This is a genomic window from Kitasatospora sp. NPDC088861 (assembly GCF_044750105.1).
Classification (GTDB): Bacteria; Actinomycetota; Actinomycetes; order Streptomycetales; family Streptomycetaceae; genus Kitasatospora.
In genome coordinates this window covers 1-26,953 of record NZ_JBIVJF010000001.1, presented here as the reverse complement: position 1 = coordinate 26,953, position 26,953 = coordinate 1, and the positions used below count along the sequence as shown (strand labels likewise).

Here is a 26,953-nt window from a genome sequence, read left to right as displayed (position 1 = left end):
CCGCGTTCTACCCCCCCACCACCCCGGGCCCCCCCCCCCTGCTGGGCACCCACACAAACCGCGCATGGTAAACCCCCCCCGGCTCCCCCCGCCCACCCCGGGGGCGCCCCCCCCCCGGGGGGGGGGGGCCCCCGCCACGGGGTTTTCGGGGTGGGCGGGCGTTCGCGGGGCAGGTGGGGACGTGCCGTAGGCTCACCTGAAATCGCTGCGCCGTAGCCGCGCGGACCACCAGCGTGGCGGGGAGTACCCAGAGCAGATGAGCACGGCATCGAGCACCGAGTCGTCCAGCACCGAGCCCGGCGCGCCCGCGGCGCCGGAGGCGGAGCGGCCCGCGGAGCGCTCCGAGGAGCGGGCGGGCCGGCGGCCCGGGCGGTTCGGCGCCCTGGTGGAGCGCTTCGCGCCCGCGCTCGGGGCGTACGCGGTGGTCAAGGCCATCGGCCTCACGGTCTTCATGCTGCTGCTGTCGCACACCGGGGACTACCTCAAGAAGAACCCGGGCCGCGGCGGCGGCGCCCAGCCGTGGGACGTGCTGGGCACCTGGGACGGCGTCTGGTACCAGCGGATCGCCGAGAACGGCTACGACCCGCAGCTGCTCCCGATGCACGGCTGGCCGCTGGCCTCCTACTACGAGAACTCGGCCGCCTTCTTCCCGCTCTACCCGTGGCTGATGCGGCTGGTCGGCGCGGTCACCGGGCTCGGCCCGTACGGCTCCGGGATCGCCGTCTCGGTGATCGCCTCGCTCGTCGCGGCGGCGGGGATCTTCGCGATCGCGGAGCGGCTCGGCGGTTTCCGGGCGGGCGTGATCGCCGCGGTGATCTGGGGCCTGTTCCCGGGTTCGGGGGTGGAGTGGGCGGTCTACTCGGACTCGCTGTTCGTCGCGCTGTCCGCCTGGGCCTGCTACTGCGTGATGACCCGCCACTGGCTGACGGCCGGCGTGCTGGCGCTGGTGGCGGGCCTCAACCGGCCGACCGCCGCCGCGCTGATCGCCGCGGTGTCGATCGCCGCGCTGGTGGCGCTGATCCGGCGCACCGACGGGGTGGCCCGGCCGCTGACCGCGATGCTGATCACCCCGTGGGGCCTGATCGGGTACGTCGTCTGGGTCGGCTACCGGATGGGCGACTGGGGCGGCTACTTCAAGCTCCAGCGGGGCGCCTGGAACCGTTACTTCGACGGCGGCGCCTCCACGGTCCGCACCGTCATGGACGTGATCACCGGGCACTGGAACTTCTGGCAGTCCAACCCCATCCCGGACCTGATCGCGATCGCCCTGCTGATCGCCCTGCCCGGACTGCTGGTGCTGCTGTGGCGCACCCGGCCGCCGCTGGTGCTGGTGGTCTACACGGTGCTCACCATCGCCACCGCGCTGAGCAGCAACCAGATCTTCGGCAACATCTCGCGCTACCTGCTGCCGGCCTTCCCGCTGTTCATCGGCCTGGCGGTGGCACTGCGCCGGGTGCGGACGTCCTCGCTGGTCGGCCTGCTCGCGATGCCGGTGGTGGCGGCGGGCTGGTACGCGGGGTATGCGCTGTTCGAGTTGGGCATCCCGTAGACCCGGGGTTGGTTGCCAACGGGATCATCCGGCAGCGGACGGGCCGTTGCTAATCTCGGACGTATGACGACGACCCCGCCCGTGCGCCAGATCCGTGACATCTCCGGCCTGCTGGACCACGCGAGCCACGTGCTGGCGACCCGGATGGCGGCCGCCTTCACCGAGCTCGGGATCACCCCCCGCGCGTACTCCGTGCTGTTCCACGCGCAGGAGACCGAGCGCACCCAGATCCAGCTGGCCGAGCTGTCGGACCTGGACAAGACCACCATGGTGGTCACCGTGGACGAGCTGGAGAAGGCGGGCCTGGCCGAGCGCCGCCCGTCCGCGACCGACCGCCGGGCCAGGATCATCTCCGTCACCGAGGCGGGCGAGCGCGCCGTCGAGCGGGGCACCGCGATCGCCGACCGGGTGCACCGGGAGGTGCTGGAGTCGCTGCCCGGCCCGGAGCGGGACGTGTTCGTGTCGGCGCTGACGCGCCTGGTGGACGGGCCGCTGGCGGAGCCGGTGGAGAGCGAACGGGCGGTACGGCGGGCGCGCCGCGCCCGGACGAACTGACGCGAGGTCACATCCCTTCGTCCCGGCCGCCGTTCGACGGGCGGGGCGAAGGATTCCGGGAAGTCCTACGGCCAGACCAGGCAGTACAGCTGGTGCCCGGCCTCGTGCAGGCGGTTGGCGAAGTCCTGCCACTCGTGCAGCATGCTGTAGATCACGAAGGCGTCGCGCGGTCCGCGCCGGTCGGGGACGGTGGACCAGATGAAGGCGGCGGCGCCGAGTTCGGTCTCGTCGGCCTTGCGGAGCGGTTCGACGACGTTCTGCGGGAGTTGGACGACGGCGTAGTCGGGGTGCAGCACGACGAGTTCCAGCGGCGGGACCTGGTGCAGCGGGACGCCCTGGATGCCGGTGAGGACCATGGCGCTCATGGTCTCCGGCTTGATCTTGGTGGAGAGGTGGCCGTTGGGGGAGCCGCTGGTCTCCATCAGGTCGCCGAGCCGCCCGAGCGAGCCGAGTTCGCCGGCGTCCAGGCCGAGCCCGCCCGGTCCGAGGGCGGTGGGGACTCTGGCGGCGGTGGCGCGATCCGGTGCGCCGAAGTACTTGTACGTCACCCCCACGCGTCCCTCACCCCGCCTCTCGCCGCCGCGGCGGCCACGACCCGTGCCCGCTCCCTTACCCCCGCGTGCGGTTTCGGCGGGCCTGCGGGAGCCCCCCGCAGCCTCGTCGTAGCCGTCCTGCGCCTCGGACACTCGGACCATCCTCACCGGAATTCGCCGGAATCGACAGACCCCCGCACGTCCGGCGTCCCTCCGGACGTGCTCCTTACCCGTCATGCGCCGCCGTACCCACTCGCGGTACGCGGCAGTCCTCTCCACACCCCTGCACACAACCGGAACACTTGCGCACTCTGAGTGCACAGTCTGACTGGTCCGTGCTCCGGAGCAGTCAGCGGCCCCGTCTGTACGGACCACCGTACAGACAACGGTGCCCGGATCATCGTTCCAGATGATCGGGTCCGACATGCAGAGCTCAAGGACACGATTTGAGACCATGTCTCCCGTGAGCTACCCCTACGAAGCCCCCCAGTCCCAGTCGCTGTTCGACCGCGCCTCCGTCGTGACGCCCGGCGGCGTCAACTCCCCGGTGCGCGCCTTCCGCGCGGTCGGCGGCACGCCGCGCTTCATGGTGTCCGGCGCCGGCCCCTACCTCACCGACGCCGACGGCCGCGAGTACGTCGACCTGGTGTGCTCGTGGGGCCCGATGATCCTCGGCCACGCGCACCCCGCGGTGATCGACGCCGTCCAGCAGGCGGTCACCCGCGGCACATCCTTCGGCACGCCCGGCCAGGGCGAGGTCGAGCTGGCCGAGGAGATCGTCGGCCGGGTCGCCCCGGTCGAGCAGGTCCGCCTGGTCTCCTCCGGCACCGAGGCCACCATGTCCGCGATCCGGCTGGCCCGCGGCTTCACCGGGCGCGCGAAGGTGGTGAAGTTCGCCGGCTGCTACCACGGCCACGTGGACGCCCTGCTGGCCGCCGCCGGTTCGGGCGTGGCCACCTTCGGCCTGCCGGACACCCCGGGCGTCACCGGCGCCCAGGCCGGCGACACCATCGTGCTGCCCTACAACGACCTGGCCGCCGTCGAGCAGGCCTTCGCCGCCCACCCGGGCGAGATCGCCTGCGTGATCACCGAGGCCTCGCCCGGCAACATGGGCGTCGTCCCGCCGCTGCCCGGCTTCAACGCGGGCCTGGCCCGGCTCTGCCGGACGAACGGCGCGCTGTTCGTCTCGGACGAGGTGATGACCGGCTTCCGCGTCTCCAAGGCCGGCTGGTACGGCCTGGAGGCGGCGAACGAGGGCTGGGCGCCGGACCTGCTGACCTTCGGCAAGGTCATGGGCGGCGGCTTCCCGGCCGCGGCCTTCGGCGGGCGTGCCGACGTGATGGCCCACCTGGCCCCGGCCGGCCCGGTCTACCAGGCGGGCACCCTGTCCGGTAACCCGATCGCCACCGCGGCCGGCCTGGCCCAACTGCGCGGCTGCACCGACGAGGTGTACGCGACCGTGGACAAGGTCGCTGCCGAGATCTCCGGCCTGGTGTCGGAGGCGCTCACCAAGGAGGGCGTGACGCACCGGCTGCAGACCGCCGGGAACATGTTCTCGGTGTTCTTCACCGAGGCCGCCGTCACCAACTACGACGAGGCCAAGACCCAGGAGGCGTACCGTTTCACCGCCTTCTTCCACGCGATGCTCGCCGAGGGTGTCTACCTGCCGCCGTCCGCCTTCGAGTCCTGGTTCGTCTCGGCGGCCCACGACGAGCGGGCGATCGAGCGGATCGCCGCCGCCCTTCCGGCCGCCGCCCGCGCGGCCGCCGCGGCCACGGTCTAGGCCGGACAGGACCCAGGCCCCGATCCATCCCTGCGAGCCCCAGGAGTACTGAGAAGTGAGCGCCAAAGAGATCACCGTCGTCCATCTGATGCGGCACGGTGAGGTGCACAACCCGGAGGGCATCCTGTACGGGCGCCTGCCGGGCTACCGGCTGTCCGAGCTGGGCCGGGAGATGGCCGAGCGGGTCGCCGAGGACCTGGCCGGCCGGGACATCACCCACGTGGTGGCGTCCCCGCTGGAGCGGGCCCAGGAGACCGCCGGGCCGATCGCCAAGGCGCACGGCCTGGACGTCGCGGCGGACGAGCGGCTGATCGAGGCGGACAACATCTTCGAGGGCAAGACCTTCGGCGTCGGCGACGGCTCGCTGCGGAACCCGGGCTACTGGAAGTACCTCACCAACCCGTTCAAGCCCTCCTGGGGCGAGCCCTACCTCGACCAGGTGGTGCGGATGATGGGCGCGCTCGGCGCCGCCCGGGACGCCGCGCGCGGGCACGAGGCGGTCTGCGTCAGCCACCAGCTGCCGATCTGGATCGTCCGCTCCTTCGTCGAGCGCCGCCGGCTCTGGCACGACCCGCGCCGCCGGCAGTGCTCGCTGGCCTCGCTGACCAGCTTCACCTTCGAGGGCGACAAGATCGTCTCGGTCGGCTACCGCGAGCCGGCCCGCGACCTGCTGCCCGCGCACCTGATCGGCAAGGGCGGCAAGGACAAGCCGGTGGGCAAGAGCTTCGGCGCGTGAGCCCGCGGGGCCGTTGGTAAACCCCGCGTAAGTATGGGATCGGGCCGCCCGGCGAGAGCCGGGCGGCCCGACTCCGTCACAGGTCAGAGGGGGTGCGACGCGCTAGGGAGGACCCCGGCGAACCTGCCCGGAACTCCATGCGAAACTTTTCACATGTCTGCCATGGCGCGCCCCCGTCCCCGTGTCGCCGCAGCTGCCGCCACTGTCGCCGCCGCTGCGCTCGTCCTCACCGGCTGTTCCTCCTCGGGCTCGTCGGGCAGCGGCGAAGGCCAGGTCGGCTTCGTCACCGTCAAGGGGACCAATCTGTCGAAGGTGGACACCGGCAAGCGCGGGAGCGCACCGGACATCTCCGGGGAGACCCTGGACGGCGGCCAGACCAAGCTCTCGGACTACCACGGCAAGGTCGTGGTGCTGAACGTCTGGGGCTCCTGGTGCGGGCCGTGCCGGGCCGAGGCGAAGAGCCTCCAGGCCGTCTCGGAGAAGTACAAGGACCAGGGCGTCCAGTTCCTCGGCGTCAACACCCGGGACAGCGACAAGACCAACGCCGTCCGCTTCGAGCAGGAGCAGGGCGTCACCTACCCGAGCATCTTCGACCCGGCGGGCACCCAGCTGCTCAAGTTCCCCAAGGGCAGCCTCAGCCTGCAGTCGCTCCCGACCACCCTGATCGTCGACCGCGACGGCAAGCTGGCCGCCCGCGCCGTCGGCGGCACGACCCAGGACGCGCTGGAGTCGATCCTCCAGCCGGTGGTCGCGGAGCCGAAGCAGTGAGCCTGCCGCTACAGCTCGCCGACAACACCGGGACCCTCCAGAGCGGGGCACTGCTGGTGGCCGCGCCGATCGCGCTGGCGGCCGGGCTGGTGTCGTTCTTCTCGCCCTGCGTGCTGCCGCTCGTCCCCGGCTACCTGTCGTACGTGACCGGCTTCTCCGCCGCCGACCTCGCGGACGCCCGCGGTGCGCGGCGCGGCCGGATGCTGCTCGGGGCGACGCTGTTCATCCTCGGCTTCACCGCGGTCTTCGTCTCGGGCGGGGCGCTGTTCGGCCAGTTCGGCGACACCCTCGCGGCACACAAGCGGGTCATCTCGATCGTGCTCGGCGCTCTGACCATCGTGATGGGCCTCGCCTTCATGGGCCTCGTCCCGGGCCTGAGCATGCGCGAGGTGCGCTCCCACCGCCGCCCGGCGGTCGGCCTGCTGGGCGCCCCGCTGCTCGGCGTGGTGTTCGGCGTCGGCTGGACGCCCTGCATCGGCCCGACCCTGGCGACCGTCCAGAACCTGGCCCTGAACCAGGCCGACGCGGAGCGCGGCGCCCTGCTGATGACCTTCTACTGCCTGGGACTGGGCGTACCGTTCATCGTGGCCGCGCTCGCCTTCCGCCGGGCCCTGGGTGCCTTCGGCTGGGTCAAGCGGCACTACCCGCTCGTCATGCGGATCGGCGGCGGCATGCTCGTCGCGGTCGGTCTGCTGCTCGTCACCGGCATCTGGGACTCGACGATGAGCGAACTGCAGTCCTGGACCGCCGACTTCTCGATCGGAATCTGACCGTGAGCAAGACCACGACCGAGGCCGAGCTGCCCCCGGCGCCGGACGACGCGGCCGCCGAGCGGCTCAGCAGCGCGCCGGTCGAGTCCGAGGGCCCCACCGGCATAGGGGTCCTGGGCTGGGCGCGCTGGATGTGGCGCCAGCTGACCTCGATGCGGGTCGCGCTGATCCTGCTCTTCCTGCTGTCGCTGGCCGCCATCCCGGGCTCGCTGATCCCGCAGTACCAGAACGGCCAGGGCCTGCTCAAGGTCGAGGCGTGGAAGACGCACCACACCACGGTCGCGCCGATCTACGAGAAGCTCCAACTGTTCGACGTCTACAGCTCGGTCTGGTTCTCCGCGATCTACATCCTGCTGTTCGTCTCGCTGGCCGGCTGCATCGTCCCGCGCACCTGGCAGTTCGTCGGCGTGCTGCGGGCCCAGCCGCCGGCCGCGCCGCGCAACCTGACCCGGATGCCGGTCTACGCGGTCTGGCGCACCGAGGCGGACGCCGACGCGGTGAACGCCGCCGCCCACCGGCTGCTGCGCAAGCGCCGGTTCCGCGCCAACCTGGCCGGCGGCTCGGTGGCCGCCGAGAAGGGCTACCTGCGCGAGGTCGGCAACCTGCTCTTCCACATGTCGCTGTTCGCGCTGCTCGGCGGCTTCGCCTGGGCCAGCCTGGCGTCCGGCACCGGCGGCAAGCTGATGGTCGAGGGCGAGGGCTACTCCAACACCATCACCCAGCTCGACGACTTCAACGGCACGCGGTTCTACGGCACCGAGGACCTCGACCCCTTCTACCTGAAGCTGAACGGCTTCACCGCCAAGTTCCAGGACAAGGGCGACCAGATCGGCGCCGCCCGGCAGTTCACCGCGAACGTCGAGTACACGGCGGGCGAGGACACCTCGAAGCTCAAGCAGGGCACGATCGAGGTCAACCACCCGCTGGAGATCGGCGGCAGCAAGGTCTTCCTGATCGGCCACGGCTACGCCCCGGTCATCACCGTCAAGAACGGCAAGGGCGACGTCGTCTACCGGGGTGCCGTGCCGTTCCTGCCGCAGGACAGCAACCTGACCTCGACCGGTGTCGTGAAGGTCTCCGACTACGGCGCTGGCCCGGACGGCAACCCGACCCAGATGGGCTTCTCCGGCTTCTTCCTGCCGACCGCGCCGCTGAGCTTCGAGGGCACCGGCCCGGTCTCGCTCTACCCCGGCGACGCCGCCCCCGAGCTGGTGCTGAACGCCTTCGCGGGCGACCTGGGCACCGACTCCGGCCTGCCGCAGAACATCTACCAGCTCAACGACCGGAAGCTGACCCAGCTGACCCAGGACGGCCAGCCCGCCAAGGCCCGGCTCAAGCCCGGCCAGGCCTGGGACCTGCCGGACGGCTACGGCAGCGTCACCTTCGAGGGCTACAAGCAGTGGGCCAGCTTCAACGTCTCGCACCGCCCGGGCAACACGATCGCCCTGACCGGTGCGGTGCTGGCGATCCTCGGCCTGATCGGCTCGCTGTTCGTGCAGCGCCGCCGGATCTGGGTGCGCGCGGTCGCCCTGCCGGGCGGCGGCACCCAGGTGGAGCTGGCCGGTCTGGCCCGCAGTGAGTCGGCGAAGATCGCCGAGGAGCTGGCCGAACTCGCGGTGGACCTCCAGGACGACGCCCCGGCGTCGGAGGACGAGGACGACGCCGCACCCGAAGGCCCCGCGCCCGAGGATCCCGAAGCCGAGGACCCCGCAGCCGAGGCCCCCGGACCCGAGGCCGCCGCGGCTTCGGACGCACCCGCAGAACCCGCAGTCCCTGCCGACCAGAACTCCAAGGAGTAGACGGTGCATCTCGCCTCGGGGGTCGACCCACAGCTGGCCGACCTCTCCAACAAGCTGATCTATTCGGCGATGGTGGTCTACACGCTCGCCATGTTCGCCCACATGATCGAGTGGACCTTCGGCAGCAAGGGCGCCGTCGCCGTCCGCTCGACGGAGCAGTCGGGCAGCCTGTCCGAGACCGTCGCCGGCACCAAGGGCGCGAAGAAGGTCACCGTCACCGTGGCGGGGGCCGGCGGCGGCACCACCACGCTCACCCGCACCGCCCTGGCGGGCGAGGGCGCGACGGTGGTCACCAGCGGGCGCGGCGCGGACGAGGAGGACGGTCCGGGCGCGGCCGGCAACAGCACCCGGGCCGACCTGGCCGGCCGGATCGCGGTCTCGCTCACCGTGCTGGGTGCCCTGCTGCACGCCGGCGGCATCGTCACCCGCGGCCTCTCGGTCTCCCGCTGGCCGTGGGGCAACATGTACGAGTTCTCCTGCGCCTTCGCCTTCGCCATGACGGCGGCGTACCTGGTGCTGCTGGCCTCGAAGAAGAACGTCCGCTGGCTCGGCCTGCCGGTCGTGCTCGCGGGGCTGCTGACCCTCGGCATCGCCACCACGGTGCTCTACACCGACTCCGAGCAGCTCGTCCCGGCGCTGCACTCGCCGTGGCTGGCGATCCACGTCTCGACCGCGATCTTCTGCGGCGGCGCCTTCTACGCGGCGTTCATCGCCACGCTGCTGTACCTCGGCAAGGACTCCTTCGACAAGCGGATCGCGGCCGGCCTGACCACCGGCCCGCTGGGCACCCCGGCGTCGGTCTGGCGCCGGCTGCCCGCCGCGTCCACCTTCGACAAGCTGTCCTACCGGATCAACGCCCTGGTCTTCCCGCTCTGGACCTTCACCATCATCGCGGGCGCGATCTGGGCCGAGGCGGCCTGGGGCAAGTACTGGGAGTGGGACCCGAAGGAGACCTGGTCGTTCATCACCTGGGTCGCCTACGCCTGCTACCTGCACGCCCGCGCGACGGCCGGCTGGAAGGGCCGCAAGGCGGCCTACCTGGCGCTGGCGGCCTTCGCCTGCTGGCTCTTCAACTACTACGGCGTGAACATCTTCGTCACCGGCAAGCACTCCTACGCGGGGATCTGACCGGGGCACACAGTCACCCACCGGCCCGGCTCTCCGCAGAAGGTAGCCGGGCCGAGGTGCGACAGGGGTAGTTCGTGCCGGCCGCCGGCCGGCACGGGGAGGAACGAGGAGGAAATCGCGCAATGGAGTGCGACGAGGTCATGCTGACCGTCCGAATCACCGCCGCCGAGCGCACGTTGCTCCGCCGGCTCGCCCAGGGACACCGCAGCGACGTGTCCGAGGTGGTGGCCGATGGCCTGCTGGACATCATCCCCACGCTCAGCTCGCCGGTGGACGCCTACCGCCTGCTGGGCGCCCTGGCGGCGCCGGCGCCGTGCGCGCTGACGGTCTGGCTGCCGACCCCGCTGGCCGACCTGCTGGTGCCCGGCGCGGCGCGGATCGCGCAGGTCACCGAGGTCCGGATCGAGTCGGCCAGCGCGATGCTGGGCGCGGCGCTGCGGCTCTGGCTGGCCCAGGACCCGGTCCGGCTGGCCACCAACCTCAGCGTGATGCACGCTGGTCGGCCGTCGGCGCTGGTCGCCGCCTAGCGGGCGGTCGAGGGGGCCCAGGGGGCGCTCGGGGGAGGCCGGTTCAACTGGCCAGTGGCAGCCGGGGGCTGCCGATGCCCTGGCCGGCGGGGCGGTCGTCGAAGGCCTCCCGCCGGGCGGGCACCGTCGGCGGCTCTCCCGGTCTGTCGCCCGGTCTGTCACCCCGCCTGTCGGCCGGCCTGTCCGCCGATCCGTCGGCGGGCCCGTCGATCGGTTCGGTGAGCAGCCGGCAGTCGGCCGCCGTCCGCCCGTCCTGGACCAGCAGCACCCGGACGGGCAGCCGGCGGCCGTCCGGCGCCTGCTCGTGGACCGCCTGGACGAGGCAGGGCCGGTCCAGCTCGATGTAGTGGTCGAAGGACGTCACCAGCTCGACCGGCACCACCGGTTCGGGGTGGCGCAGCCGCTGGGCGGCCTGCCGGGCGGCCTCCAGCACCAGCATCCCGGGCACGTGGTCCAGCTCGTGGTCGAACAGCACCGGGTGCCCGGCGTCGGTGCGCAGCAGCCAGGTGTCGGGCCGCAGGGTGGGGCTGAGCACGACGTCCGTGGGCTGTGCGCGGCCGACCAGTTCGGGCGCGGTGGGCGCGGGCGGCCGGGGCAGGGTGGCGGCCCGCCGCTCGGGGCCGCGCAGCCGGGCGTAGGAGGCGGGGGAGACGACCCGCAACTGGCCGGAGCCGTGGCCGATCGGGTGGCCGTCCCGGGATATGTCGATGTGCACCCGCAGCGAGACCAGCCGCCCGTGCCGCATCCGGACGTCCTCGCAGCCGACCGCGAGCATCAGCGAGGCCGGTCCGGTGGTGACGGCCAGGCCGCGCAGGCCGTCCGGGCCGAGCGCGTAGGAGAGGTCCTCCATGACGAAGTGGTGGCCGCGCGGCACTCCGAAGCCGGCGTGGCCGATCAGCAGTCCGGCCTGCCGGATGGTCTCGGCCATCAGCACCGGGTCGTGGAAGCGGTCCCCGGGCAGGCGGTAGAAGGCGTGCAGCCGGGGCCACTGGGCGCCGAGCAGGAAGTCGTACGGACCGGTGGCCTGCCAGCCGGTGAGGAACACCTCGGACACCGAGGTGCGGTGCACCAGGTGGCGGGAGACGGTCCGCTCGTGGAAGTCGTAGCCGGGACCGGGGTGGGCGTACGGACCGTGGGCGTCCGGCTCTACGATCAATGGCATGACGGGCCCTACTCCAGGGTGGCGGTCGAGCGGCCGGTACGGCCGCCTGAAAGAAAACATACAGACCACCCGGTTTCTCTTCTGCGTCTGGGGTGGCCCCTGCCGCGCAGCCCGACGCGACCACGCTACCCGGCCTCTGGACTGGGGTAATGGCCGCCCAGGGGGTGGCAGGCCCGGGGCGGGGGTGCTCCCCACTGGACGGCGGGGTCGGCGAAGGAGCTAGATTAGATACCAACCATGCGGTTTCGGTCGGCGCCGTCCGCATGCGAGGCGTCGCCCCCAACGGCGGCGCGCTGACAGCAGCGGGGCGGGCGGGGGGAAACGCGTCCGGCCGAGTCCGGAGGGGCCCAGTGGTCAAGCAGGAACGCGCGGGGCGGACCAGGCGTGCCGTGCTGCTCGCCGCGGCGGACACGTTCGCCGGCGTGGGCTTCGAGGCCGCCAGCCTGGTCGACATCAGCCGCCGGGCCGGGGTGAGCAAGGGCGCCCTCTACTTCCACTTCGTCTCCAAGCAGGCCCTCGCCGACGGCGTGCGCGCCGCCGCCGGGCGCGAGATCGGCTCGGCCGCGCTGCGCGCCCTGCGCTCCGGCGGACCGGCCCTCCAGGGCCTGATCGACTTCTCGCACGAACTCGCCCGGCTGCTGCGCGAGGACGTGATGGTCCGGGCCGGCGTCCGGCTCGGCCGCCAGGGCCCACCCCGGGCCGACACCCCGGACGGCCCGCCCGGCGCGGACGCCGCCTGGCGCAGCCTCACCGCCGTCGTCCACCGGCTGCTGGACCGCGCCGCCGAGGCCGGCGAGCTGCGCCCCGGGCTGGACCGCCGGGCCGCCGCCGAACTGCTGACGACGATGGCGGCCGGCCAGGTGCTGCTCGCCGCCGAGGAGGCCGACCGGCCCGGGCCGGAGGCCGTCGGCCGGCTCTGGGCGGCCGCGCTGCCGGCCCTGGTGGCGGTGGAGCACTGCGCCGACTACCGGCTCCGAGCGGCCCTGGGCGGACAGCTCCGGCAAGCGCCCTGAGAAACGCCCGGGAGGCGTCGCGGGAGGTGCCCCGGAAGCGCCCGGCGTGATCCGGAGGAGAGCCCCTAGGAGGGCACGCGCTCGGCGACGCTCAGCCGGGCGAGCGCGTGCGGCTGGACCAGGCCGGGCAGCACCAGCGTCCACAGGTCGGACATCCGCTGGATCAGGTCCCGCCGGTCGGTCAGCACCTGGGAGCTCAGCTGGATCCCGGTGACGGCCCCGGTGATCACCCCGGCGGCGGCCGCCAGATCGATCCCCGGGTGGAGGTCCCCGGCGTCCCGGGCGCGTTCCAGCAGCCCGCGGGCCACGTCGGACCAGCCCTGGTAGGCGGCGATCTGCGGCTGGGTGAAGCTGCCGTGCTCGATCGTCAGCCGGATGCTGCCGCGCACCAGCGGGTCGTCCTGGAGGGCGTGGGCGAAGGCGTACCCGAGGTCGATCAGGGTCTGCACCGGGCTGTCCGAGGACGGCTGCCAGGTGCCCAGCCAGGCGCCCTGCCCCTCGATGACGGCGAGCGCCAGCTCCTCCTTGGAGCGGAAGTGGAAGTACAGCGCGCCCTTGGTGACACCGGCCCGGTCCAGGATCTCGGACATCGTGGCGGCGGCGTAGCCCCGCTCGTCGAACACCTCGGCCGCCGCGAGGAGTACCGTCTGGCGGGTCGCCAGCGCGCGGGCCTGCCTGGCCATCGCAGCCTCCCTGGATAGTTCTGGTCCATCGGCAGCGGCCGATCCTATGGGGGCCGACGGGGCGGCGGGCCGCATACCGTCCAGTAGGTATTCTACCGAGCCGCGCCGGGGCGGAGCGGACACCCGGTGGTCGGACCGGCCGGGCCCGGTGGTCCGGGCCGCCGGGAAGGCCGGAAGGCCGGCCACCCGGGTGGGGTGACCGGCCGTCGCGGGAGGTTCCGGGCCGTCAGGCGGCCTGCTGCCAGCTGACCGGCGAGTAGTAGGCCGGGCGGCGCTCCAGGCGCTGCCAGTTGGCGATCGGCTCGACCTGCGCGGTCGCGGCGGCCTGCTGCGCGACGGCCGCCCGGGCCATCAGCACGGCGGTGAGGGCGGCCAGCTCCTCGTCGGAGAGCGAGCCGCGGACGATACGGACGAGGGGTTCGGCGGAAGCAGTCATGGTCTGGTTTTCTCCCCCGGTGGCTTGTGGTGTGTGGTGGTCGCTCGGAACTGCGTGCTGCGGGCCGCGCGTGGGCGCGGGCGTTACATCGGCGGGTTGCCGTGCTTGCGGCTGGGCAGGTCGGCGTGCTTGGTGCGGAGCATGGCCAGGGCGGAGGCGATCACCTGGCGGGTCTCGGCGGGGTCGATGACGTCGTCGACGAGGCCGCGTTCGGCCGCGTAGTACGGGTGCATCAGTTCGTTCTTGTATTCCTTGATCTTCTGGGCGCGCATGGCGTCGGGGTCTTCGGCGGCGTTGATGTCGCGGCGGAAGATGACGTTGGCGGCGCCTTCGGCGCCCATGACGGCGATCTCGTTGGTGGGCCAGGCGTAGGAGAGGTCGGCGCCGATGGAGCGGGAGTCCATGACGATGTAGGCGCCGCCGTAGGCCTTGCGCAGGATGAGCTGGATGCGGGGCACGGTGGCGTTGCAGTAGGCGTAGAGGAGTTTGGCGCCGTGGCGGATGATGCCGTCGTGCTCCTGGTCGACGCCGGGCAGGAAGCCGGGGACGTCGAGCATGGTGACGAGGGGGATGTTGAAGGCGTCGCACATCTGGACGAAGCGGGCGGCCTTCTCGCTGGCGTTGATGTCGAGGACGCCGGCGAGGGACTGGGGCTGGTTGGCGATGATGCCGGTGACGTGGCCGTCGATGCGGGCCAGGACGCACAGGACGTTGGTGGCCCAGCGTTCGTGGACTTCGAGGTATTCGCCGTGGTCGACGATCTCCTCGATGACCTTGCGCATGTCGTAGGGGCGGTTGCCGTCGGCGGGGACGAGGTCGAGGAGGGTGTCGTTGCGGCGCTCGACGGGGTCGTCGTTGACGGCGGGGGGCGGCATCTCGCGGTTGTTCTGGGGGAGCAGGGAGAGGAGGTAGCGGACTTCCTCGATGCAGGACTGCTCGTCGTCGTAGACGAAGTGGGAGACGCCGGAGACGCCGGCGTGGACATCGGCGCCGCCGAGGCCGTTCTGGGTGATCTTCTCGCCGGTGACGGCCTGGACGACGTCGGGTCCGGTGATGAACATCTGGGAGGTCTCGCGGACCATGAAGACGAAGTCGGTCAGCGCGGGGGAGTAGGCGGCGCCGCCGGCGCAGGGGCCGAGCATGACGGAGATCTGCGGGATGACGCCGGAGGCCTTGGTGTTGCGCTGGAAGATGCCGCCGTAGCCGGCGAGGGCGGTGACGCCCTCCTGGATGCGGGCGCCGGCGCCGTCGTTGAGGGAGACCAGGGGGGCTCCGGCCGCGATGGCCATGTCCATGATCTTGTGGATCTTCTGCGCGTGGGCCTCGCCCAGCGCGCCGCCGAAGATCCGGAAGTCGTGCGCGTAGGTGAAGACGGTCCGCCCGTGCACGGTGCCCCAGCCGACGATCACACCGTCGGTGTGCGGCTTCTTCGCCTCCAGGCCGAAGCCCTGGGCGCGGTGCCGGCGCAGCGGCTCGACCTCGCGGAAGGAGCCCTCGTCCAGCAGCAGGTCGATGCGCTCGCGGGCGGTCAGCTTGCCCTTCGCGTGCTGGGCCTCGGTGGCCTTCTCGCTGGGGCCGCGCCGCACCTTCTCGCGCAGTTCGTGCAGCTCGGCGACCCGCCCGCGGGCGTCGGCCGCGACCTCGGGGACCTCGCCGTCGACTGGCGCCTCATGCACAACCGTCATCTCGAACCACTCCAAGGGTGAGGGAACTGTCCGACAGCCAACGTCTGCTGTGCCCCCGGCTGCGAATCACTTTCTTCACTTATGACTGTACGAGGGGCCGTGCGTTGGTTTCGGCGTCGATTCCGTACAAGGTCAGGTCCGTTTAGATGTCAGGCCTGCACAGAAGGGGTGGTGTCGAAGCCGGAGCGCTGGGTGTCTGTTCGAATACCGGGGGCTGTCGGTCAGGTGATGGCCCGATGATCTGAACATGAAGAAAAGTGCAGGTCAGGGCTGTTGTTCAGTAATGTAGGGCGGCCCTCTTGCGCCTTGCTCAAGCCCCGCTCAAGTCCGGTCGGGCGCCGGTTCGGATCCGTGCTAGACGGCGCCGAGTCGTAGGGAAGCGCCAAAAACACCACAGCCCACCCGATGCCGTCCGGGTGGGCTGTCCGGGGGATGCCCCCAGTGGCTCCGATCAGCTCTTTCGGCCGTCCTCGGGCTCGTCCTCGCCCCGCAGCTCCTGCTCGCGGCGGCGCAAATCGGCCTCCCACTGCTTCAGCATGTCCTCGTGATCCTTGTCGCTCTTCTTCAACGAGGCGAGGAATTCGGGGTCGTCGTCCGGTGCGAGCGGGCGGCCGTCGCGCCGGACCGGCTGCCCCGGACGGCCGTCGGCGTCGTCGGGCGCCCCGGTCCGCAGGAGGCCGCGCTGCTTGCCGGCCACCAGCCAGGCGATCAGGCCCACCGGCGGGAACAGCAGCACGATGAGCACCCACACCGGCTTGGGCAGGTGCTTCACCTGGTCCTCGGGGGTGGTCAGGCAGTCGATGAACGCCCACACCCAGAGCGCGAGCGGAAGGATGATGGTCAGAAGAATTCTCAGCACGGCGGCGATCTCCCTGCGGGGCGGTCGGGGCGGGTGCCTTCCCGGGGCCCTTGACGGAGCCAGGCTATCCGGTGGCGGATACTGACAGGCATGGCATACGACGATCTCCGCTCGTTCCTGCGGGCACTCGACCGTGAGGGCGACCTCAAGCGCATCAAGGCAGAGGTGGACCCGCACCTGGAGATCGGCGAGATCGTCGACCGGGTCCAGAAGGCCAAGGGCCCCGCGCTGCTCTTCGAGAACGTCAAGGGCTCGTCGATGCCGCTCGCGATGAACGTCTTCGGCACCGAGCGGCGCCTCGCCAAGGCGCTCGGCCTCAAGGGCCCGGACGACATCTCGGAGAAGATCGCCGGCCTGCTCAAGCCCGAGCTGCCGCAGGGCTTCACCGGCTTCCGGGACGCCTTCGGCAAGCTCGCCTCGATGGCGCACGTGCCGCCCCGGCACGTGAAGTCCGGTGACGCGCCGGTCCAGGAGGTCGTGCTCACCGGCGACGACGTCAACCTGGACGAGCTGCCCGCCCTGTTCACCTGGCCGATGGACGGCGGCTCCTTCTTCAACCTGGGCCTCACCCACACCAAGGACCCGGACAGCGGCATCCGCAACCTCGGGCTCTACCGGCTCCAGCGGCACGACCGCCGCACCATCGGCATGCACTGGCAGATCCACAAGGACAGCCGCAACCACTACGCGGTGGCCGCGAAGCGCGGCGAGCGGCTGCCGGTCGCGATCGCCTTCGGCTGCCCGCCCGCCGTGACCTACGCGGCCACCGCGCCGCTGCCCGGCGACATCGACGAGTACCTGTTCGCCGGCTTCGTCGCCGGGGAGCGGGTGAAGATGGTCGACTGCAAGACCGTCCCGCTCCAGGTCCCGGCCGACGCCGAGGTGGTGCTGGAGGGCTGGCTGGAGCCCGGCGAGATGCTCCCCGAGGGCCCGTTCGGCGACCACACCGGCTTCTACACCCCGCAGGAGCCGTTCCCGGCGCTGAAGATCGACTGCGTGACGATGCGCCGCCGTCCGATCCTCCAGTCCATCGTGGTCGGCCGCCCGCCGACCGAGGACGGCCCGTTGGGCAAGTTCACCGAGCGGTTCTTCCTGCCGCTGCTGAAGATCATCATCCCGGACATCGTCGACTACGACCTGCCCGAGGCCGGCGGCTTCCACAACTGCGTGATCGTCTCGATCGACAAGAAGTACCCCAAGCACGCCCAGAAGACGATGCACGCCATCTGGGGCGCCCACATGATGTCGCTGACCAAGCTGATCATCGTGGTGGACTCCGACTGCGACGTGCACGACTACCAGGAGGTCGCCTGGCGGGCCTTCGGCAACGTCGACTACAGCCGCGACCTCACCGTCGTCGAGGGCCCGGTCGACCACCTCGACCACGCCTCATACCAGCAATTCTGGGGCGGCAAGGCCGGCATCGACGCGACCCGCAAGCTCCCCGAGGAGGGGTACACCCGGGACGGCGGGTGGCCCGAGATGGTCTCCTCGGACCCGGCCACCGCCGAACGAGTGACCCGTCGCTGGAAGGAATACGGACTGTGAGGAGATACGGCACTATGGGGTCGGACCAGACGCAGGGGGCTGCCGCTCCCCGCACCGGCGGGGGTCTCCCGGAGTACGGACTGTGAGCACCGCTGCGGTCGAGACGCCCGGGCGCACGAAGGCCTTCCTGCGCCTGGTGATGATCGAGCACTCGGTCTTCGCCCTGCCCTTCGCCTACACCGCCGCACTGACGGCCATGTTCCTCGCCGACAAGCGGGTGCACTGGGGCGAGCTGTTCATCGTCACCGTCTGCATGGTCGGCCTGCGCACCTTCGCCATGGCCGCCAACCGGATCATCGACCGCGAGATCGACGCCCGGAACCCGCGCACGGCCTCGCGCGAACTCGTCACGGGTGCGGTGTCGCTGAAGACGGCGTACGCCGGCTCGGCCGTGGCACTGATCGTCTTCCTCGGCGCGGCGGCGATGCTCAACCCGCTCTGCCTGGCGCTCGCGCCGGTCGCCGTCGTGCCGATGGTGGTCTACCCGTACGGCAAGCGCTTCACCGACTTCCCGCAGGCCATCCTGGGCCTCGCCCAGGCCATGGGCCCGGTCGGCGCCTGGCTCGCGGTGACCGGCACCTGGTCGTGGGACGCCCTCGTACTGGGTGTCGCGGTCGGCGTGTGGATCGGCGGCTTCGACCTCATCTACGCCTGCCAGGACGTCGAGTCCGACCGGCACGGCAAGGTGCGGTCGGTACCGGCCCGCTTCGGCATCCCGGCGGCCATCCGGGGCGCGCGGGTGTGCCACCTCGTGACGACGCTCCTGCTGGGGTGGTTCGCGCTCCGGACCCACGCCGGCGCGGCGTTCTGGGTCGGCCTGGTCGTCGTCGCGGGGGCGTTCGTCTACGAGCACACCATCGTCAAGCCGAACGACCTGTCGAAGCTGAACCGGGCCTTCTTCCAGACCAACGGCTTCGTGGGCATCTCGCTGTTCGCCTTCGCCCTGCTGGACCTGATCATCCGTGGGCTCGGGGTCTGAGCCCCGCGGAGTCACTTGCGTGGACCCTGTCGCCTTGGGAGACCTGGATCAGGTGAGCGGCGGGGTCAACTGGCAGACGACGACGAGTTCGAGTCGGGGGACGATGTAGTAAGTGATCAGTCCTCCGGCGACGTCGAGGCACTGCATGGGCTCGCCACTGCCCTCGTACGTGGTGCCATCCAGGTAGAGCGCTTCGGCTGCCCGAACCAGTTCGGCGGCCTTCTGCTCGACTGCCGAGAGGAAACTGGCCGGTGCCCCGCCGGTGACGTGCTCCTCGCCGGGCAGGTACTCCCAGCTCCAGCTCACCCGTTCACCGCCGAGAAGGCGGACCGGTACAGCACGGCGACCTCCGTGGCGTGTCGGCGGCACTCCTCAACGGTTGCGGCGTGGTTGGCCAGGTAGTTCTCCCGGTGGTAGGTCTGCGCCGTGGCCGGGACCCGCTCGATCTCCACCACGGTGGCCCAGTGGGCAACGAACGCGCGGATCGGGTTGACGCTGCCTGCCTCGATGGCCGCCGCCATGGCTCTGGTCTGCCCCTCCACCATCTCCGGAAGCCGGTCGGCAGCCACCACGGCGAGCGCGGCCTTGATCGCCGCGGGGGTCTTCTCAGGCCGAGGGATGAGTTCGGTTCCATTCGACACCGGCTGGCTCACAGGGCGCTCCTCTCGTCTCGTCCGAGCCTAGCCGGGTCAGCGGAACAGCGCGGCGTGATCCGTGGCCCAGGTGCGGAAGTTGCGGGGCGGGTGGCCGGTGAGGTCCTGGACCGTCGTGGTGGCCGGGTTCGGGGTGGTGATGCGGGCGTGGATGAAGTCCAGTGCGCTGTCGACGACCGCTCCGGGCCGGCCGGTGGCGGACATGCGGCGGCGGGCCGCCTCGCGGGGGATCTCCTGCCACTTCACCGGCCGGCCGGCGGCCTCGCCGATGATGTCCACCTGTTCCGCCTGGGTGGGGCACTCCGGGCCGGTGAGCAGATAGCGCGCGCCGTCGTGGCCGTCCTCGGTGAGGGCGCGGACGGCGACCGCCGCGATGTCCCGCTCGTCCACCGGGTTCAGTCCGGCCGCGCCGCCGTAGCCCTGCACGGCGCCCCCGGAGCGGATCTCCTCCGCCCACTGGAGCGCGGCGGTGAACCCGTGCGCCCGCAGCACCGTGTGCCGGACCCCGCTCCCGGCGAGCAGCGCCTCCACCTCGCCCTCGGCCCGGACGGCCGTCGAGGAGAGGAGCACGACCCGCCCGACCTCCCGGGCCAGCACCCCCACCGCGTCTGCCGCCTCGTCCGCCGTGGGGAACGGCCACCCCAGCAGCACCGCTCCCGCCCCCTGGACCGCCGCCTCCAGCGATGCCGGGTCGAGCAGGGCCCGCTGCGTCAGCGTCCGCACCCGCACCCCGGCGGCGGCGAGCTGCAGCCCGACGTGTCGCTCGACCGCTCCGGGGGCGCCGACCGCCAGCACAGGCGACGTGCCATCAACTCGCTTCTCTGTCATGTCTCGAACGTAGGCGAGAAGTATGAGACGCCCCATGCGTGCGGGTCTCCGGTTCATGCGCCATCGTCTACCAGGCGCGCGCCAACTCGCATGCGCCCCCGAGTGCTTCGCGCACCGACCTCGCCCTGGCCTCCGCCGACTGACCGGGTGCCGGCTGCGCACAGGAAGTCGGCGAGTCCGACTTCCTGTGCGCTCGGCCCGGGGCGGCTACTCCGAACGGTCGGAGATGAAGGCCTCGTACTGGGCGGCCGTGAGCAGCTGCTTCAGCTCGTCAGGCCTGGTGGCGGTGAGCTCGACGATCCAGCCGTCGCCGTACGGGTCCGTGTTGATCAGCTCGGGCTCGGCGCTCAGGCTCTCGTTCACCGCGGTGACCGTTCCGGTGAGCGGCATGAAGAGTTCGCTCACCGACTTGACCGACTCCACCGTGCCGAACGCTTCGTCGGATTCGAGCTGCTTTCCCCCGGTGGGGATGTCGACGAAGACGATGTCACCGAGCTGCTTCTGCGCGAAATCGGTGATGCCCACCTGGGCCTTGTCCTTGCCGGTGGTCCGCACCCACTCGTGGTCCTTGGTGTACTTGAGGTCTTTCGGGACGTTGGCCATGGAGATCTCCGCGAGATCGAGGTGACTGCACTGACGGATCGTCAGTCATGCGGAGGAGCCTGCTACAGGTCCCCGCCCCTCACCGCGAAGCGCACCCGGTCGGGTGAAGGCGGGTGTCAGTTGTGCAGGAAGGACTCCAGTGAGGTGGCCAGCGCCACCGGCGTCTCGTACATCGGGTAGTGGCCGCTGCCGCCGAGCTCCTCCAGTTCGGCGTTGGGGTAGTGGGCGAGCCAGGTTCCGCGCATCACGTCGGCGGTCAGGGCGAGGTCGTGTGCGCCCACGATCACCTTGACGGGGACGGGGTTTCCGCTGATGCGGCGTTCCAGGTCGGCCGTCGCCCAGTCCCGCACGTACCCGCCGAAGGCCTCGGGCGTGGAGAGTCGGAGCGACTGGTCGACCATGCGGTCCAGCCAGACCCGGCCCGCCCGCTGCCCGGTGACCAGGTCGAGGATCGCGTACCGCTTCTCGCGGTCCTCGGCGGCGCCGTAGAACAGCGCCTCGCCGTCCGCGTCCAGCGGGTAGGCCCCGGCGGGGACGGGTGCCAGGCCGACGAGCTTGCGCACCCGCAGCGGCGCCTCGGCCAGCACCTGCTGCGCGGCCTTGCCGCCCATCGAGTGGCCGATCAGCGAGAAGCGGTCCCAGCCGAGCTGGTCGGCCAGGGCGAGCGTGTCGGCGGCGATCTCGGCGAGCGTGTAGGAGCCGGTGACGTCCTTGCGCTCCCCGTAGCCCCGGTAGTCGAGGAACGCGTAGCTGAAGGCCCTGCCGTCGAGGTAGTCGAGGAAGGGCCCCCAGCCCGCGCTGGTGCCGAACCAGTCGTGCAGGACCAGGACGTGGTGGTCGCCGGTGCCGGTCGAGCGGTGAGGGATCGTCATGCCCTCGGTCCTTCCCCGGAAGCCTCCCGCCCGAACGGCCGGTCTCCGGCCCGTACGGCGGCCGGCTACGCCGGGGGTCGTCGGGCGAAGGCCGGGGCGTGTTCGGGGCGGGGGCCGAAGGCGATCAGGCGGGAGATGCCCAGCCGGACCGCCGGGACGTGGCGGACGAGCGCGGCGAATCCCATCGGCGGGCCGGACCGCCGGCCGGTGAGCGCCGGGACGAACATCACGCCGTGCAGAATCCGCTGCAGCCGCTGGATGACCACGGTCGGCATCTGGCGCCGCCGTTGCACCCGGGCGAGTGCGGCGGTGGTCGGGCGGCCGCGCAGCAGCGGTTCGGCGAGCAGGGTGGCGGCCGCGACGGCGTCCTGGATGGCGAGGTTGATGCCCACCCCGCCGGCCGGGGACATCGCGTGGGCGGCGTCGCCGATCAGCAGCAGGCCGTCGGTGTACCAGCGGTCCAGCCGGTTGAGCCGGGCGTCGAGCATGTGGACGTCGTCCATGCCCGCCAACTGGTCGACGCGGTCGGCGTACTGGGGCAGCAGCCGGGCGATCCGCTCGCGGAAGCGTTCCACGCCCTCGGCGCGCAGCTGCGGGTCGGAGCCCTTGGGCTTGAAGTAGGCGATCTGGAAGTAGCCGTCGCGGGCGATGCTGAGGGCCAGTTCGCCGTTGCCGAAGCCGGCGACGAGGCTGGGCGGCGCGGCCTGCTCCTCCGCGTGCCGGGGCAGGCGGAACCACCAGACGTCGAAGGGCACCGGGTACTCCTCGGCCACCAGACCGGCCGCCTTGCGCAGGGTCGAGTGTCGGCCGTCGGTGCCGACGGTGAGGTCGGCGCGGAGCTCGCCCTGCTCGCCGTCCCGGGTGCGGTAGCGCACGCCGGCCACCCGGCCGTTCTCCTGGATCAGCCCGGTGGCCTCGGTGTTCATCCGCAGGGTGAAGGTGGGTTCCTGCCGGGCTTCCTCGACCAGGAAGTTGAGCAGGTCCCACTGCGGCATCATCGCGATGTAGTTGTACGGCGCGGGCAGTCGGTCGTAGGCGCTCAGCGGGACTTGGCCGACGCCGGGAACCGGCACCACCAGGTTGCCGAGCCGGCTCTGCGGCAGCGCGGCGAACTTCCGGCCGAGGCCGAGTTCGTCCATCAGTCGCACGGTGGAGGCGTGGACGGTGTCGCCGCGGAAGTCCCGCAGGAAGTCCCCGTGCTTCTCCAGCACGGTCACCTCGACACCCGCCCGGGCCAGCAGCAGGCCCAACATCATTCCGGCCGGTCCGCCCCCGGAGATCACGACGCTCATGGCTCTCTCCCTTGCTGTGCTCGGTTGATCACCTTCCGTGTGGAACTTGCATTTACAGAGTCTCTGGAACTGTCTCAGGTGTCAAGTAGTATGCTGCTTCACATGAAGGATCTGGTGGCGGCCGCCCTCGCGGCGGCGAAGGACCGGGGCCAGGACGTCGCGGACGTTCCGCTGACGGCGATCGCCGCGACGGCCGGAATCTCCCGCAGCACCCTGCTGCGCAGGCTCGGCGGCTGCCGGGCACCGCTGGACGAGGCGGTCCGGCAGGCGGGCGTCGACCCGGGCGGACGGCCGCCGGTACGGGAGCGCGCGATCGCGGCGGCAGCCGGGCTGGTGGCCGAACGCGGCCTGGGCGGGGTCACCCTGGACGCCGTGGCGGACCGCGCCGAGTGCTCGCTGCCCAGCCTGCACACCGTCTTCGAGGGCCGGGACGGCCTGCTCACCGCCGTCTTCCTCCAGTACGGCCCGCTGCCGGACCTGGAAGCGCTCGCCGCGAACCCGCCGGAGTGCCTGGAGGACACCGTCCGGGCACTCCACCGCGCCTTCGCCGCGGCCTTCGACCGCCGGCCCCGGGTCATGCCGGCGGTCTTCGCCGACCTGTTCGCCCGACCGGACGGCCCCGCCTCCCGGATGATGGCGGCCCACCTGCCGCGACTGTTCGACGGCCTCGGCCGGCTGCTGCTGCCGTACATCGAGGCAGGACGGCTGCGTCCGCTGCCGCTCCCGGTGCTGGTCCAACTGCTGTTCGGCCCGCTGGTCAACCACATCCTGCTGCGGCCGGTCCTCGAACCGGCCCTCGGCGCCGGACTGCCCTCGCTGGAGGAGTCCATCGACCTCTTCGCCGAGACCTACCTGCGGGCGGTCGCCCTGCCGTAGCGGCGCCGGGAGACTGCCTGATCCGTTCCTGGGCCCTGGGACGTGTCCCCCGGAAAGCGCCGAGCCCCGGCTCGCCGGGCGGAGCCGGGGAGCCGGGGCTCGGACGGGGGTGGTCAGGCGCTGCGGCGGCGGCGCGCGACGAAGAGCGCGCCGATGCCGCCGACGAGCAGGGCGGCGGCGCCCGCCGCGGTCCTGATGACGCCGTCCGACCCGGTGTGGGCGAGCTGGCCGCCCGCCAGCTGGGCGGCGGTGCCCGTGGTGCCCGTGGTGCCGGTGGTGTCGGTGGTGTCGGTCTCGTCGGCGGTGCCGGTGGTGTAGGTGGTCCGGATGACGGGGCCGGTGTCGACGCCGGAGGTGTCGGCGGTCGCGGCGGTGAGCTGGATCGCGCTGCCCTGCGGGCCCGCGTCGGCGGCGTGGGCGGTGCCCTCGTTGATGAGGGCGGACGGGTTGACGGCGGTCTGGCCGACCTTGGCCTCGGCGGTGTAGGCGAGGCGGACGTGCTTGGTGATGGTCGCGCCTGCCGCGAGGCCGTCGTCGCTGAGGAGGTAGCGGGCGGGGCCGCCGGACTGGGGGCCCGGGGTGCCGGGCACGGTCTCCCAGGCGCCGTCGGCCTTCTGCATCTCCAGGACGCTGTGCGGGTCGACCCACAGGATGGTGGCGAGCTTGCCGAACCGGGAGGCGCTGGGGTTGTCGACGGTGACGTCGAACTCGACCGGGGCGCCGCCGACGACGGCGGTGGTCGGCGCGTTCCTGAGCTGGACGGCCAGCGACTTCACCGCGACGTCCTTGGTGGCCTCGGCGAGCACGGTGTCCTCGGCCGCCGGGTCGACGACGGCGGAGTAGAGCTTGGTCGGCTGGTTGTAGCCGCCCGCGTCGTTGTTGCCCACGGCGGCGAGCCGCAGCTGGACGGTCCTGGTGGCGCCGGCGGGGACGGTCAGGCCGGTGACCTTGCCGCTGAAGTTGAAGGTCTTGTCGCTCTGCTTGAAGGTCAGCTCGACCGGCTTCCAGGTGCCGTCGGCGTCGCGGTACTCGATGGCGAACGCGTCGTGCACCCGGGCGTGCACGTTGCTCACGTTGAGCTTCAGGGTGAACGGGGCCTCGGCGGTGCCCGGGTTGGTGACGGTCTCGGAGAACTCGACGGGCTCGCCGCCGAACCCGATCGGGGACGGCTCCTGGACGGTCAGCGCCGGCTTGGTGGCGACCAGAGCGGCGGTGACGTCGATCGCGACGAACTGGGGGCCGACGATCGCCTGCATGGCCCCGCTGCCCTGGTCGACCATCGCCCACGGGTGGATGTAGACCGTGCCGAGCGGGGCGTCGGCGGTGAACGCGAAGCGGACGTGCCGGGTGTCGCTGCTGCCGGCGGCGATGGTCCTGTCGTCGGTGAGGTGGTACGTGACCCGGTCGGAGCCCGGCTGGCTGCTGGGGGTGCCGGTGATGTTCTCCCAGGTGCCGTCGGCCTTCCGCACCTGGAGCGTGCTGTGCTTGTCCGCCTCCACGACCTTGTCGACGGTGGTGTAGCGCGAGGCGCTGGGGTTGGTCACGGTGACGTCGAACTCGACCGGGGCGCCGCCGGCGACGGCGGTGGTCGGCGCGTCCTTGACCTGCACGGTGAGGGCCTTGGCCGCGACCTGGTCGGTGCTCTCGGCGAGGACGGTGGTGCCGGTCGCGTCGAGGACGGCGGAGCTGAGCGTGACGGTCGAGTCCTGGTTGGACCAGTAGGCGGCGAGCTCGGTGGTGAGGCGCAGCTGGACGGTCCTGGTGGCGCCGGCGGCGACGGTCAGGCCGGGGACGGTGTCGGCGACGGGCTTCCAGGTGCCGTCCGCGTCGCGGTAGTCGACCTTGATGGCGTGCGTCGCGATGGGGCCCGCGCCGCTCGTGCCGATCCTCAGGGTGAACGAGGCCTCGGTGGTGCCGGGGTTCGTGATGGTCTCGGTGAACTCGACCGGCTGTCCGCCGCGGCCGACCGTCGCCGGCGCGTTGACCTTCAACGACGGCTTGTCGGCCGTGGCCGGCGCGGCGGGGGCGGTCGCGGCGGCCGGTGCCTGGGAGGCGTACGCGGCGGGGGAGGACAGCACCGCGCCGGTGGCCAGCAGCACGCCGAGGGTGGCGGCGGTGAGGACGGTGGAGCGGGAACGACGGGCGCGGACAGCAGGCAAGGAAATACCCCCCGGGGTGTTCTGCCGTCGGTATTTCAGCCGCCGGCCGGTACATGTGGTGGAAGTCGGACCCGAAGTTCGAGGGCGTCGCCCCCAGCGCCTCTCGCGGTCCGGGTTCGGCGGGCTTCCCCGCCTCTCACTGACATAGACGTGCGGCGGCCGCTGGGGTTGCAGCTGATCCAGAAGTTTTTTCGAAAATCTCTGAGACCGTCCTGACCTGCGGTTCTTCTCCCCAGCTCCCGCCGGTCTCAGTGCAGCGCGAGCTCGTCGCCCACGCTCAGCCGCCCGGGGGCGGCGACCTCGGCGAGGGCGTCGAGCCGGCCGTCGTGGGCGTGCACGATCGCCTTGAGGATCTCGGGGGCGTGCGGCAGCCCCGGCTGCGGGGCGCCGGTCATCGCGCAGCGCTCGCTGGAGCGGACGAAGGCGAGGCGGGCGCCGGTGCCGCCGTGGCCCTCCCGGCCGAACCAGCGGTCCTCGACGAAGGGCGGGGTGCCCGGGGGCGTCCGCAGCAGGATGTTGGGGCGGAACCGGCGCTCGTCGACCACCGTGAAGGGGGCGGCCTCGCGGACCCAGTCCAGGGTGGCGGTGGTGAGCACGCTGACCGGCAGCTGGTCGAAGTGGGAGACGGCGTCCTCGCGGGCGAGTTCGACGTCCTCGCGCTGGAGGTAGGCGCGCAGGAACGCGGCCGGGTCGGCGACCGGGCGGCCGAGCGGGTCGAACAGTTCGGGGCCGTCGATCCGGTGGCCGAGGCGGGCGGAGAGGCGGAGCAGGCCGTCCATCCGGCGGAAGCGGCGGGTGTTCTTGCCCGAGCCGAGCTTGCCGTCCGCGTCGCGGACGGCGTAGAGGCGGTCGCCGGCCAGGCCGCGCTCGTCCACCTCGACGAAGTCGAGCCGTTCGCCGCCGGTGGACTTCACGGGGTAGCGCCAGAGTCGCTCGATCACTCCGATGATCTCTGCCATGGGCGGACAGCGTAGCGGCGGCGCCGGGGGATGGTCTAGACCAAGTCCCGTGCGGCGACTGGCCGGAACGGCCCAGGGCGTGTCTTCAAACCCCCGTCGGCGCCTTGGGTTCTAGCGGTCGTCGCAACACCCGAGCTCAAGGTGTGCGATGGACTTCGAGATCCGAGGGGACCGGAAGCCGCAGGGGCCCAGGAAGCT

The 26,953-nt window shown here is 71.8% G+C and carries 27 protein-coding genes; 13 read left to right on the top strand and 14 right to left on the bottom strand.

Annotation, left to right across the window (positions count from 1 at the left end; genetic code table 11):
* Positions 1-256: 256 nt before the first annotated feature.
* Both ACIP37_RS00135 and ACIP37_RS00130 read left to right on the top strand, forming a co-directional pair.
* Entirely contained in the window at positions 257-1,549 is a 1,293-nt protein-coding gene (locus ACIP37_RS00135; RefSeq protein WP_363579937.1) for a glycosyltransferase family 39 protein, read from the top strand.
* A 63-nt stretch (positions 1,550-1,612) separates the two neighbouring features.
* Entirely contained in the window at positions 1,613-2,104 is a 492-nt protein-coding gene (locus tag ACIP37_RS00130) for a MarR family winged helix-turn-helix transcriptional regulator (protein ID WP_063348868.1), read from the top strand.
* A gap of 65 nt (positions 2,105-2,169) precedes the next feature.
* Here ACIP37_RS00130 and ACIP37_RS00125 read toward each other — a convergent pair whose 3' ends face one another.
* Positions 2,170-2,799 (bottom strand): hypothetical protein, encoded by a 630-nt coding sequence (locus ACIP37_RS00125; protein WP_371518320.1) that lies wholly within the window; start codon positions 2,797-2,799, stop codon positions 2,170-2,172.
* Positions 2,800-3,091: 292 nt separating this feature from the next.
* Between ACIP37_RS00125 and hemL the strand changes: the two genes are divergently transcribed.
* From hemL to ACIP37_RS00090, 7 genes are all read left to right on the top strand, one after another.
* Complete coding sequence (gene hemL / locus ACIP37_RS00120; protein WP_363629283.1) at positions 3,092-4,420, top strand: glutamate-1-semialdehyde 2,1-aminomutase; 1,329 nt, start codon at positions 3,092-3,094, stop codon at positions 4,418-4,420.
* A gap of 88 nt (positions 4,421-4,508) precedes the next feature.
* Positions 4,509-5,156, top strand: a complete 648-nt coding sequence (locus ACIP37_RS00115; RefSeq protein WP_079136296.1) for a histidine phosphatase family protein — start codon at positions 4,509-4,511, stop codon at positions 5,154-5,156.
* 162 nt (positions 5,157-5,318) lie between these two features.
* On the top strand, positions 5,319-5,924 hold the full coding sequence (locus ACIP37_RS00110; RefSeq protein WP_363617831.1) for a TlpA disulfide reductase family protein: 606 nt from the start codon (positions 5,319-5,321) through the stop codon (positions 5,922-5,924).
* Positions 5,921-6,694, top strand: coding sequence for a cytochrome c biogenesis CcdA family protein (locus tag ACIP37_RS00105; protein WP_400842934.1), 774 nt, complete (start codon positions 5,921-5,923; stop codon positions 6,692-6,694). The genes ACIP37_RS00110 and ACIP37_RS00105 overlap by 4 nt, the downstream gene beginning before the upstream one ends.
* Before the next feature lie 2 nt (positions 6,695-6,696).
* A complete protein-coding gene (locus tag ACIP37_RS00100) occupies positions 6,697-8,493 on the top strand; it encodes a cytochrome c biogenesis protein ResB (protein WP_363579942.1) in 1,797 nt (598 codons plus the stop codon).
* Between the two features lie 3 nt (positions 8,494-8,496).
* On the top strand, positions 8,497-9,621 hold the full coding sequence (gene ccsB / locus ACIP37_RS00095) for a c-type cytochrome biogenesis protein CcsB (RefSeq protein ID WP_063348874.1): 1,125 nt from the start codon (positions 8,497-8,499) through the stop codon (positions 9,619-9,621).
* 140 nt (positions 9,622-9,761) lie between these two features.
* Positions 9,762-10,148 carry a hypothetical protein gene (locus ACIP37_RS00090; RefSeq protein WP_363579943.1) on the top strand — a complete coding sequence of 129 codons (387 nt, stop codon included), beginning with the start codon at positions 9,762-9,764 and terminating at the stop codon, positions 10,146-10,148.
* A 43-nt stretch (positions 10,149-10,191) separates the two neighbouring features.
* Here the strand turns inward: ACIP37_RS00090 and ACIP37_RS00085 are convergent, their stop codons facing one another.
* Entirely contained in the window at positions 10,192-11,310 is a 1,119-nt protein-coding gene (locus ACIP37_RS00085; protein WP_363579944.1) for a ScbA/BarX family gamma-butyrolactone biosynthesis protein, read from the bottom strand.
* 350 nt (positions 11,311-11,660) lie between these two features.
* Between ACIP37_RS00085 and ACIP37_RS00080 the strand changes: the two genes are divergently transcribed.
* The gene (locus tag ACIP37_RS00080) at positions 11,661-12,323 is read left to right on the top strand and encodes a ScbR family autoregulator-binding transcription factor (protein ID WP_363579945.1); all 663 of its coding nucleotides are present in this window, start codon (positions 11,661-11,663) and stop codon (positions 12,321-12,323) included.
* A gap of 65 nt (positions 12,324-12,388) precedes the next feature.
* Here the strand turns inward: ACIP37_RS00080 and ACIP37_RS00075 are convergent, their stop codons facing one another.
* From ACIP37_RS00075 to ACIP37_RS00060, 4 genes are all read right to left on the bottom strand, one after another.
* Complete coding sequence (locus ACIP37_RS00075; protein ID WP_350878465.1) at positions 12,389-13,006, bottom strand: ScbR family autoregulator-binding transcription factor; 618 nt, start codon at positions 13,004-13,006, stop codon at positions 12,389-12,391.
* Between the two features lie 226 nt (positions 13,007-13,232).
* Entirely contained in the window at positions 13,233-13,442 is a 210-nt protein-coding gene (locus tag ACIP37_RS00070; RefSeq protein ID WP_063348879.1) for an acyl-CoA carboxylase subunit epsilon, read from the bottom strand.
* Between the two features lie 83 nt (positions 13,443-13,525).
* On the bottom strand, positions 13,526-15,127 hold the full coding sequence (locus ACIP37_RS00065; protein ID WP_063348880.1) for an acyl-CoA carboxylase subunit beta: 1,602 nt from the start codon (positions 15,125-15,127) through the stop codon (positions 13,526-13,528).
* 451 nt (positions 15,128-15,578) lie between these two features.
* Positions 15,579-15,986 (bottom strand): PLD nuclease N-terminal domain-containing protein, encoded by a 408-nt coding sequence (locus ACIP37_RS00060; protein WP_400808988.1) that lies wholly within the window; start codon positions 15,984-15,986, stop codon positions 15,579-15,581.
* Between the two features lie 90 nt (positions 15,987-16,076).
* Here ACIP37_RS00060 and ACIP37_RS00055 point away from each other — a divergent pair, with 90 nt between their 5' ends.
* Positions 16,077-17,534, top strand: coding sequence for a menaquinone biosynthesis decarboxylase (locus ACIP37_RS00055; protein WP_363579947.1), 1,458 nt, complete (start codon positions 16,077-16,079; stop codon positions 17,532-17,534).
* Between the two features lie 82 nt (positions 17,535-17,616).
* Positions 17,617-18,513 carry a menaquinone biosynthesis prenyltransferase MqnP gene (gene mqnP, locus ACIP37_RS00050; protein ID WP_363579948.1) on the top strand — a complete coding sequence of 299 codons (897 nt, stop codon included), beginning with the start codon at positions 17,617-17,619 and terminating at the stop codon, positions 18,511-18,513.
* Between the two features lie 48 nt (positions 18,514-18,561).
* Here the strand turns inward: mqnP and ACIP37_RS00045 are convergent, their stop codons facing one another.
* The 6 genes from ACIP37_RS00045 to ACIP37_RS00020 form a co-directional block, all read right to left on the bottom strand.
* On the bottom strand, positions 18,562-18,819 hold the full coding sequence (locus ACIP37_RS00045; RefSeq protein WP_363629291.1) for a hypothetical protein: 258 nt from the start codon (positions 18,817-18,819) through the stop codon (positions 18,562-18,564).
* Complete coding sequence (locus ACIP37_RS00040) at positions 18,816-19,166, bottom strand: hypothetical protein (protein ID WP_363579950.1); 351 nt, start codon at positions 19,164-19,166, stop codon at positions 18,816-18,818. Before ACIP37_RS00040 ends, ACIP37_RS00045 begins: the two co-directional genes overlap by 4 nt.
* A 36-nt stretch (positions 19,167-19,202) precedes the next feature.
* Entirely contained in the window at positions 19,203-19,994 is a 792-nt protein-coding gene (locus ACIP37_RS00035) for a hypothetical protein (RefSeq protein WP_363579951.1), read from the bottom strand.
* Positions 19,995-20,201: 207 nt separating this feature from the next.
* Positions 20,202-20,597: a glycine cleavage system protein GcvH gene (gene gcvH, locus ACIP37_RS00030; protein WP_400808993.1), complete on the bottom strand. Its 396-nt coding sequence runs from the start codon at positions 20,595-20,597 to the stop codon at positions 20,202-20,204.
* 116 nt (positions 20,598-20,713) lie between these two features.
* Complete coding sequence (locus ACIP37_RS00025) at positions 20,714-21,469, bottom strand: alpha/beta hydrolase (RefSeq protein ID WP_363579953.1); 756 nt, start codon at positions 21,467-21,469, stop codon at positions 20,714-20,716.
* A gap of 65 nt (positions 21,470-21,534) precedes the next feature.
* A complete protein-coding gene (locus ACIP37_RS00020) occupies positions 21,535-22,761 on the bottom strand; it encodes an FAD-dependent oxidoreductase (RefSeq protein ID WP_363629296.1) in 1,227 nt (408 codons plus the stop codon).
* A 102-nt stretch (positions 22,762-22,863) separates the two neighbouring features.
* Here ACIP37_RS00020 and ACIP37_RS00015 point away from each other — a divergent pair, with 102 nt between their 5' ends.
* Positions 22,864-23,637 (top strand): TetR/AcrR family transcriptional regulator, encoded by a 774-nt coding sequence (locus tag ACIP37_RS00015; RefSeq protein WP_363579955.1) that lies wholly within the window; start codon positions 22,864-22,866, stop codon positions 23,635-23,637.
* A 113-nt stretch (positions 23,638-23,750) separates the two neighbouring features.
* Here ACIP37_RS00015 and ACIP37_RS00010 read toward each other — a convergent pair whose 3' ends face one another.
* Together ACIP37_RS00010 and ACIP37_RS00005 are read right to left on the bottom strand one after the other, a co-directional pair.
* Entirely contained in the window at positions 23,751-25,796 is a 2,046-nt protein-coding gene (locus ACIP37_RS00010; RefSeq protein ID WP_363629298.1) for a hypothetical protein, read from the bottom strand.
* A 248-nt stretch (positions 25,797-26,044) separates the two neighbouring features.
* Positions 26,045-26,755, bottom strand: a complete 711-nt coding sequence (locus ACIP37_RS00005; RefSeq protein ID WP_363579957.1) for an MOSC domain-containing protein — start codon at positions 26,753-26,755, stop codon at positions 26,045-26,047.
* Positions 26,756-26,953: the final 198 nt, after the last annotated feature.

Bases quoted from the DNA above. Each gene is read 5' to 3' on its own strand.
- ACIP37_RS00135 (WP_363579937.1), top strand. From the start codon at position 257: ATGAGCACGGCATCGAGCACCGAGTCGTCCAGCACCGAGCCCGGCGCG.
- ACIP37_RS00130 (WP_063348868.1), top strand. From the start codon at position 1,613: ATGACGACGACCCCGCCCGTGCGCCAGATCCGTGACATCTCCGGCCTG.
- ACIP37_RS00125 (WP_371518320.1), bottom strand. From the start codon at position 2,799: ATGGTCCGAGTGTCCGAGGCGCAGGACGGCTACGACGAGGCTGCGGGG.
- hemL (WP_363629283.1), top strand. From the start codon at position 3,092: ATGTCTCCCGTGAGCTACCCCTACGAAGCCCCCCAGTCCCAGTCGCTG.
- ACIP37_RS00115 (WP_079136296.1), top strand. From the start codon at position 4,509: ATGCGGCACGGTGAGGTGCACAACCCGGAGGGCATCCTGTACGGGCGC.
- ACIP37_RS00110 (WP_363617831.1), top strand. From the start codon at position 5,319: ATGGCGCGCCCCCGTCCCCGTGTCGCCGCAGCTGCCGCCACTGTCGCC.
- ACIP37_RS00090 (WP_363579943.1), top strand. From the start codon at position 9,762: ATGCTGACCGTCCGAATCACCGCCGCCGAGCGCACGTTGCTCCGCCGG.
- ACIP37_RS00085 (WP_363579944.1), bottom strand. From the start codon at position 11,310: ATGCCATTGATCGTAGAGCCGGACGCCCACGGTCCGTACGCCCACCCC.
- ACIP37_RS00075 (WP_350878465.1), bottom strand. From the start codon at position 13,006: ATGGCCAGGCAGGCCCGCGCGCTGGCGACCCGCCAGACGGTACTCCTC.
- ACIP37_RS00070 (WP_063348879.1), bottom strand. From the start codon at position 13,442: ATGACTGCTTCCGCCGAACCCCTCGTCCGTATCGTCCGCGGCTCGCTC.
- ACIP37_RS00065 (WP_063348880.1), bottom strand. From the start codon at position 15,127: ATGACGGTTGTGCATGAGGCGCCAGTCGACGGCGAGGTCCCCGAGGTC.
- ACIP37_RS00055 (WP_363579947.1), top strand. From the start codon at position 16,077: ATGGCATACGACGATCTCCGCTCGTTCCTGCGGGCACTCGACCGTGAG.
- ACIP37_RS00035 (WP_363579951.1), bottom strand. From the start codon at position 19,994: ATGACAGAGAAGCGAGTTGATGGCACGTCGCCTGTGCTGGCGGTCGGC.
- gcvH (WP_400808993.1), bottom strand. From the start codon at position 20,597: ATGGCCAACGTCCCGAAAGACCTCAAGTACACCAAGGACCACGAGTGG.
- ACIP37_RS00025 (WP_363579953.1), bottom strand. From the start codon at position 21,469: ATGACGATCCCTCACCGCTCGACCGGCACCGGCGACCACCACGTCCTG.
- ACIP37_RS00020 (WP_363629296.1), bottom strand. From the start codon at position 22,761: ATGAGCGTCGTGATCTCCGGGGGCGGACCGGCCGGAATGATGTTGGGC.
- ACIP37_RS00015 (WP_363579955.1), top strand. From the start codon at position 22,864: ATGAAGGATCTGGTGGCGGCCGCCCTCGCGGCGGCGAAGGACCGGGGC.
- ACIP37_RS00005 (WP_363579957.1), bottom strand. From the start codon at position 26,755: ATGGCAGAGATCATCGGAGTGATCGAGCGACTCTGGCGCTACCCCGTG.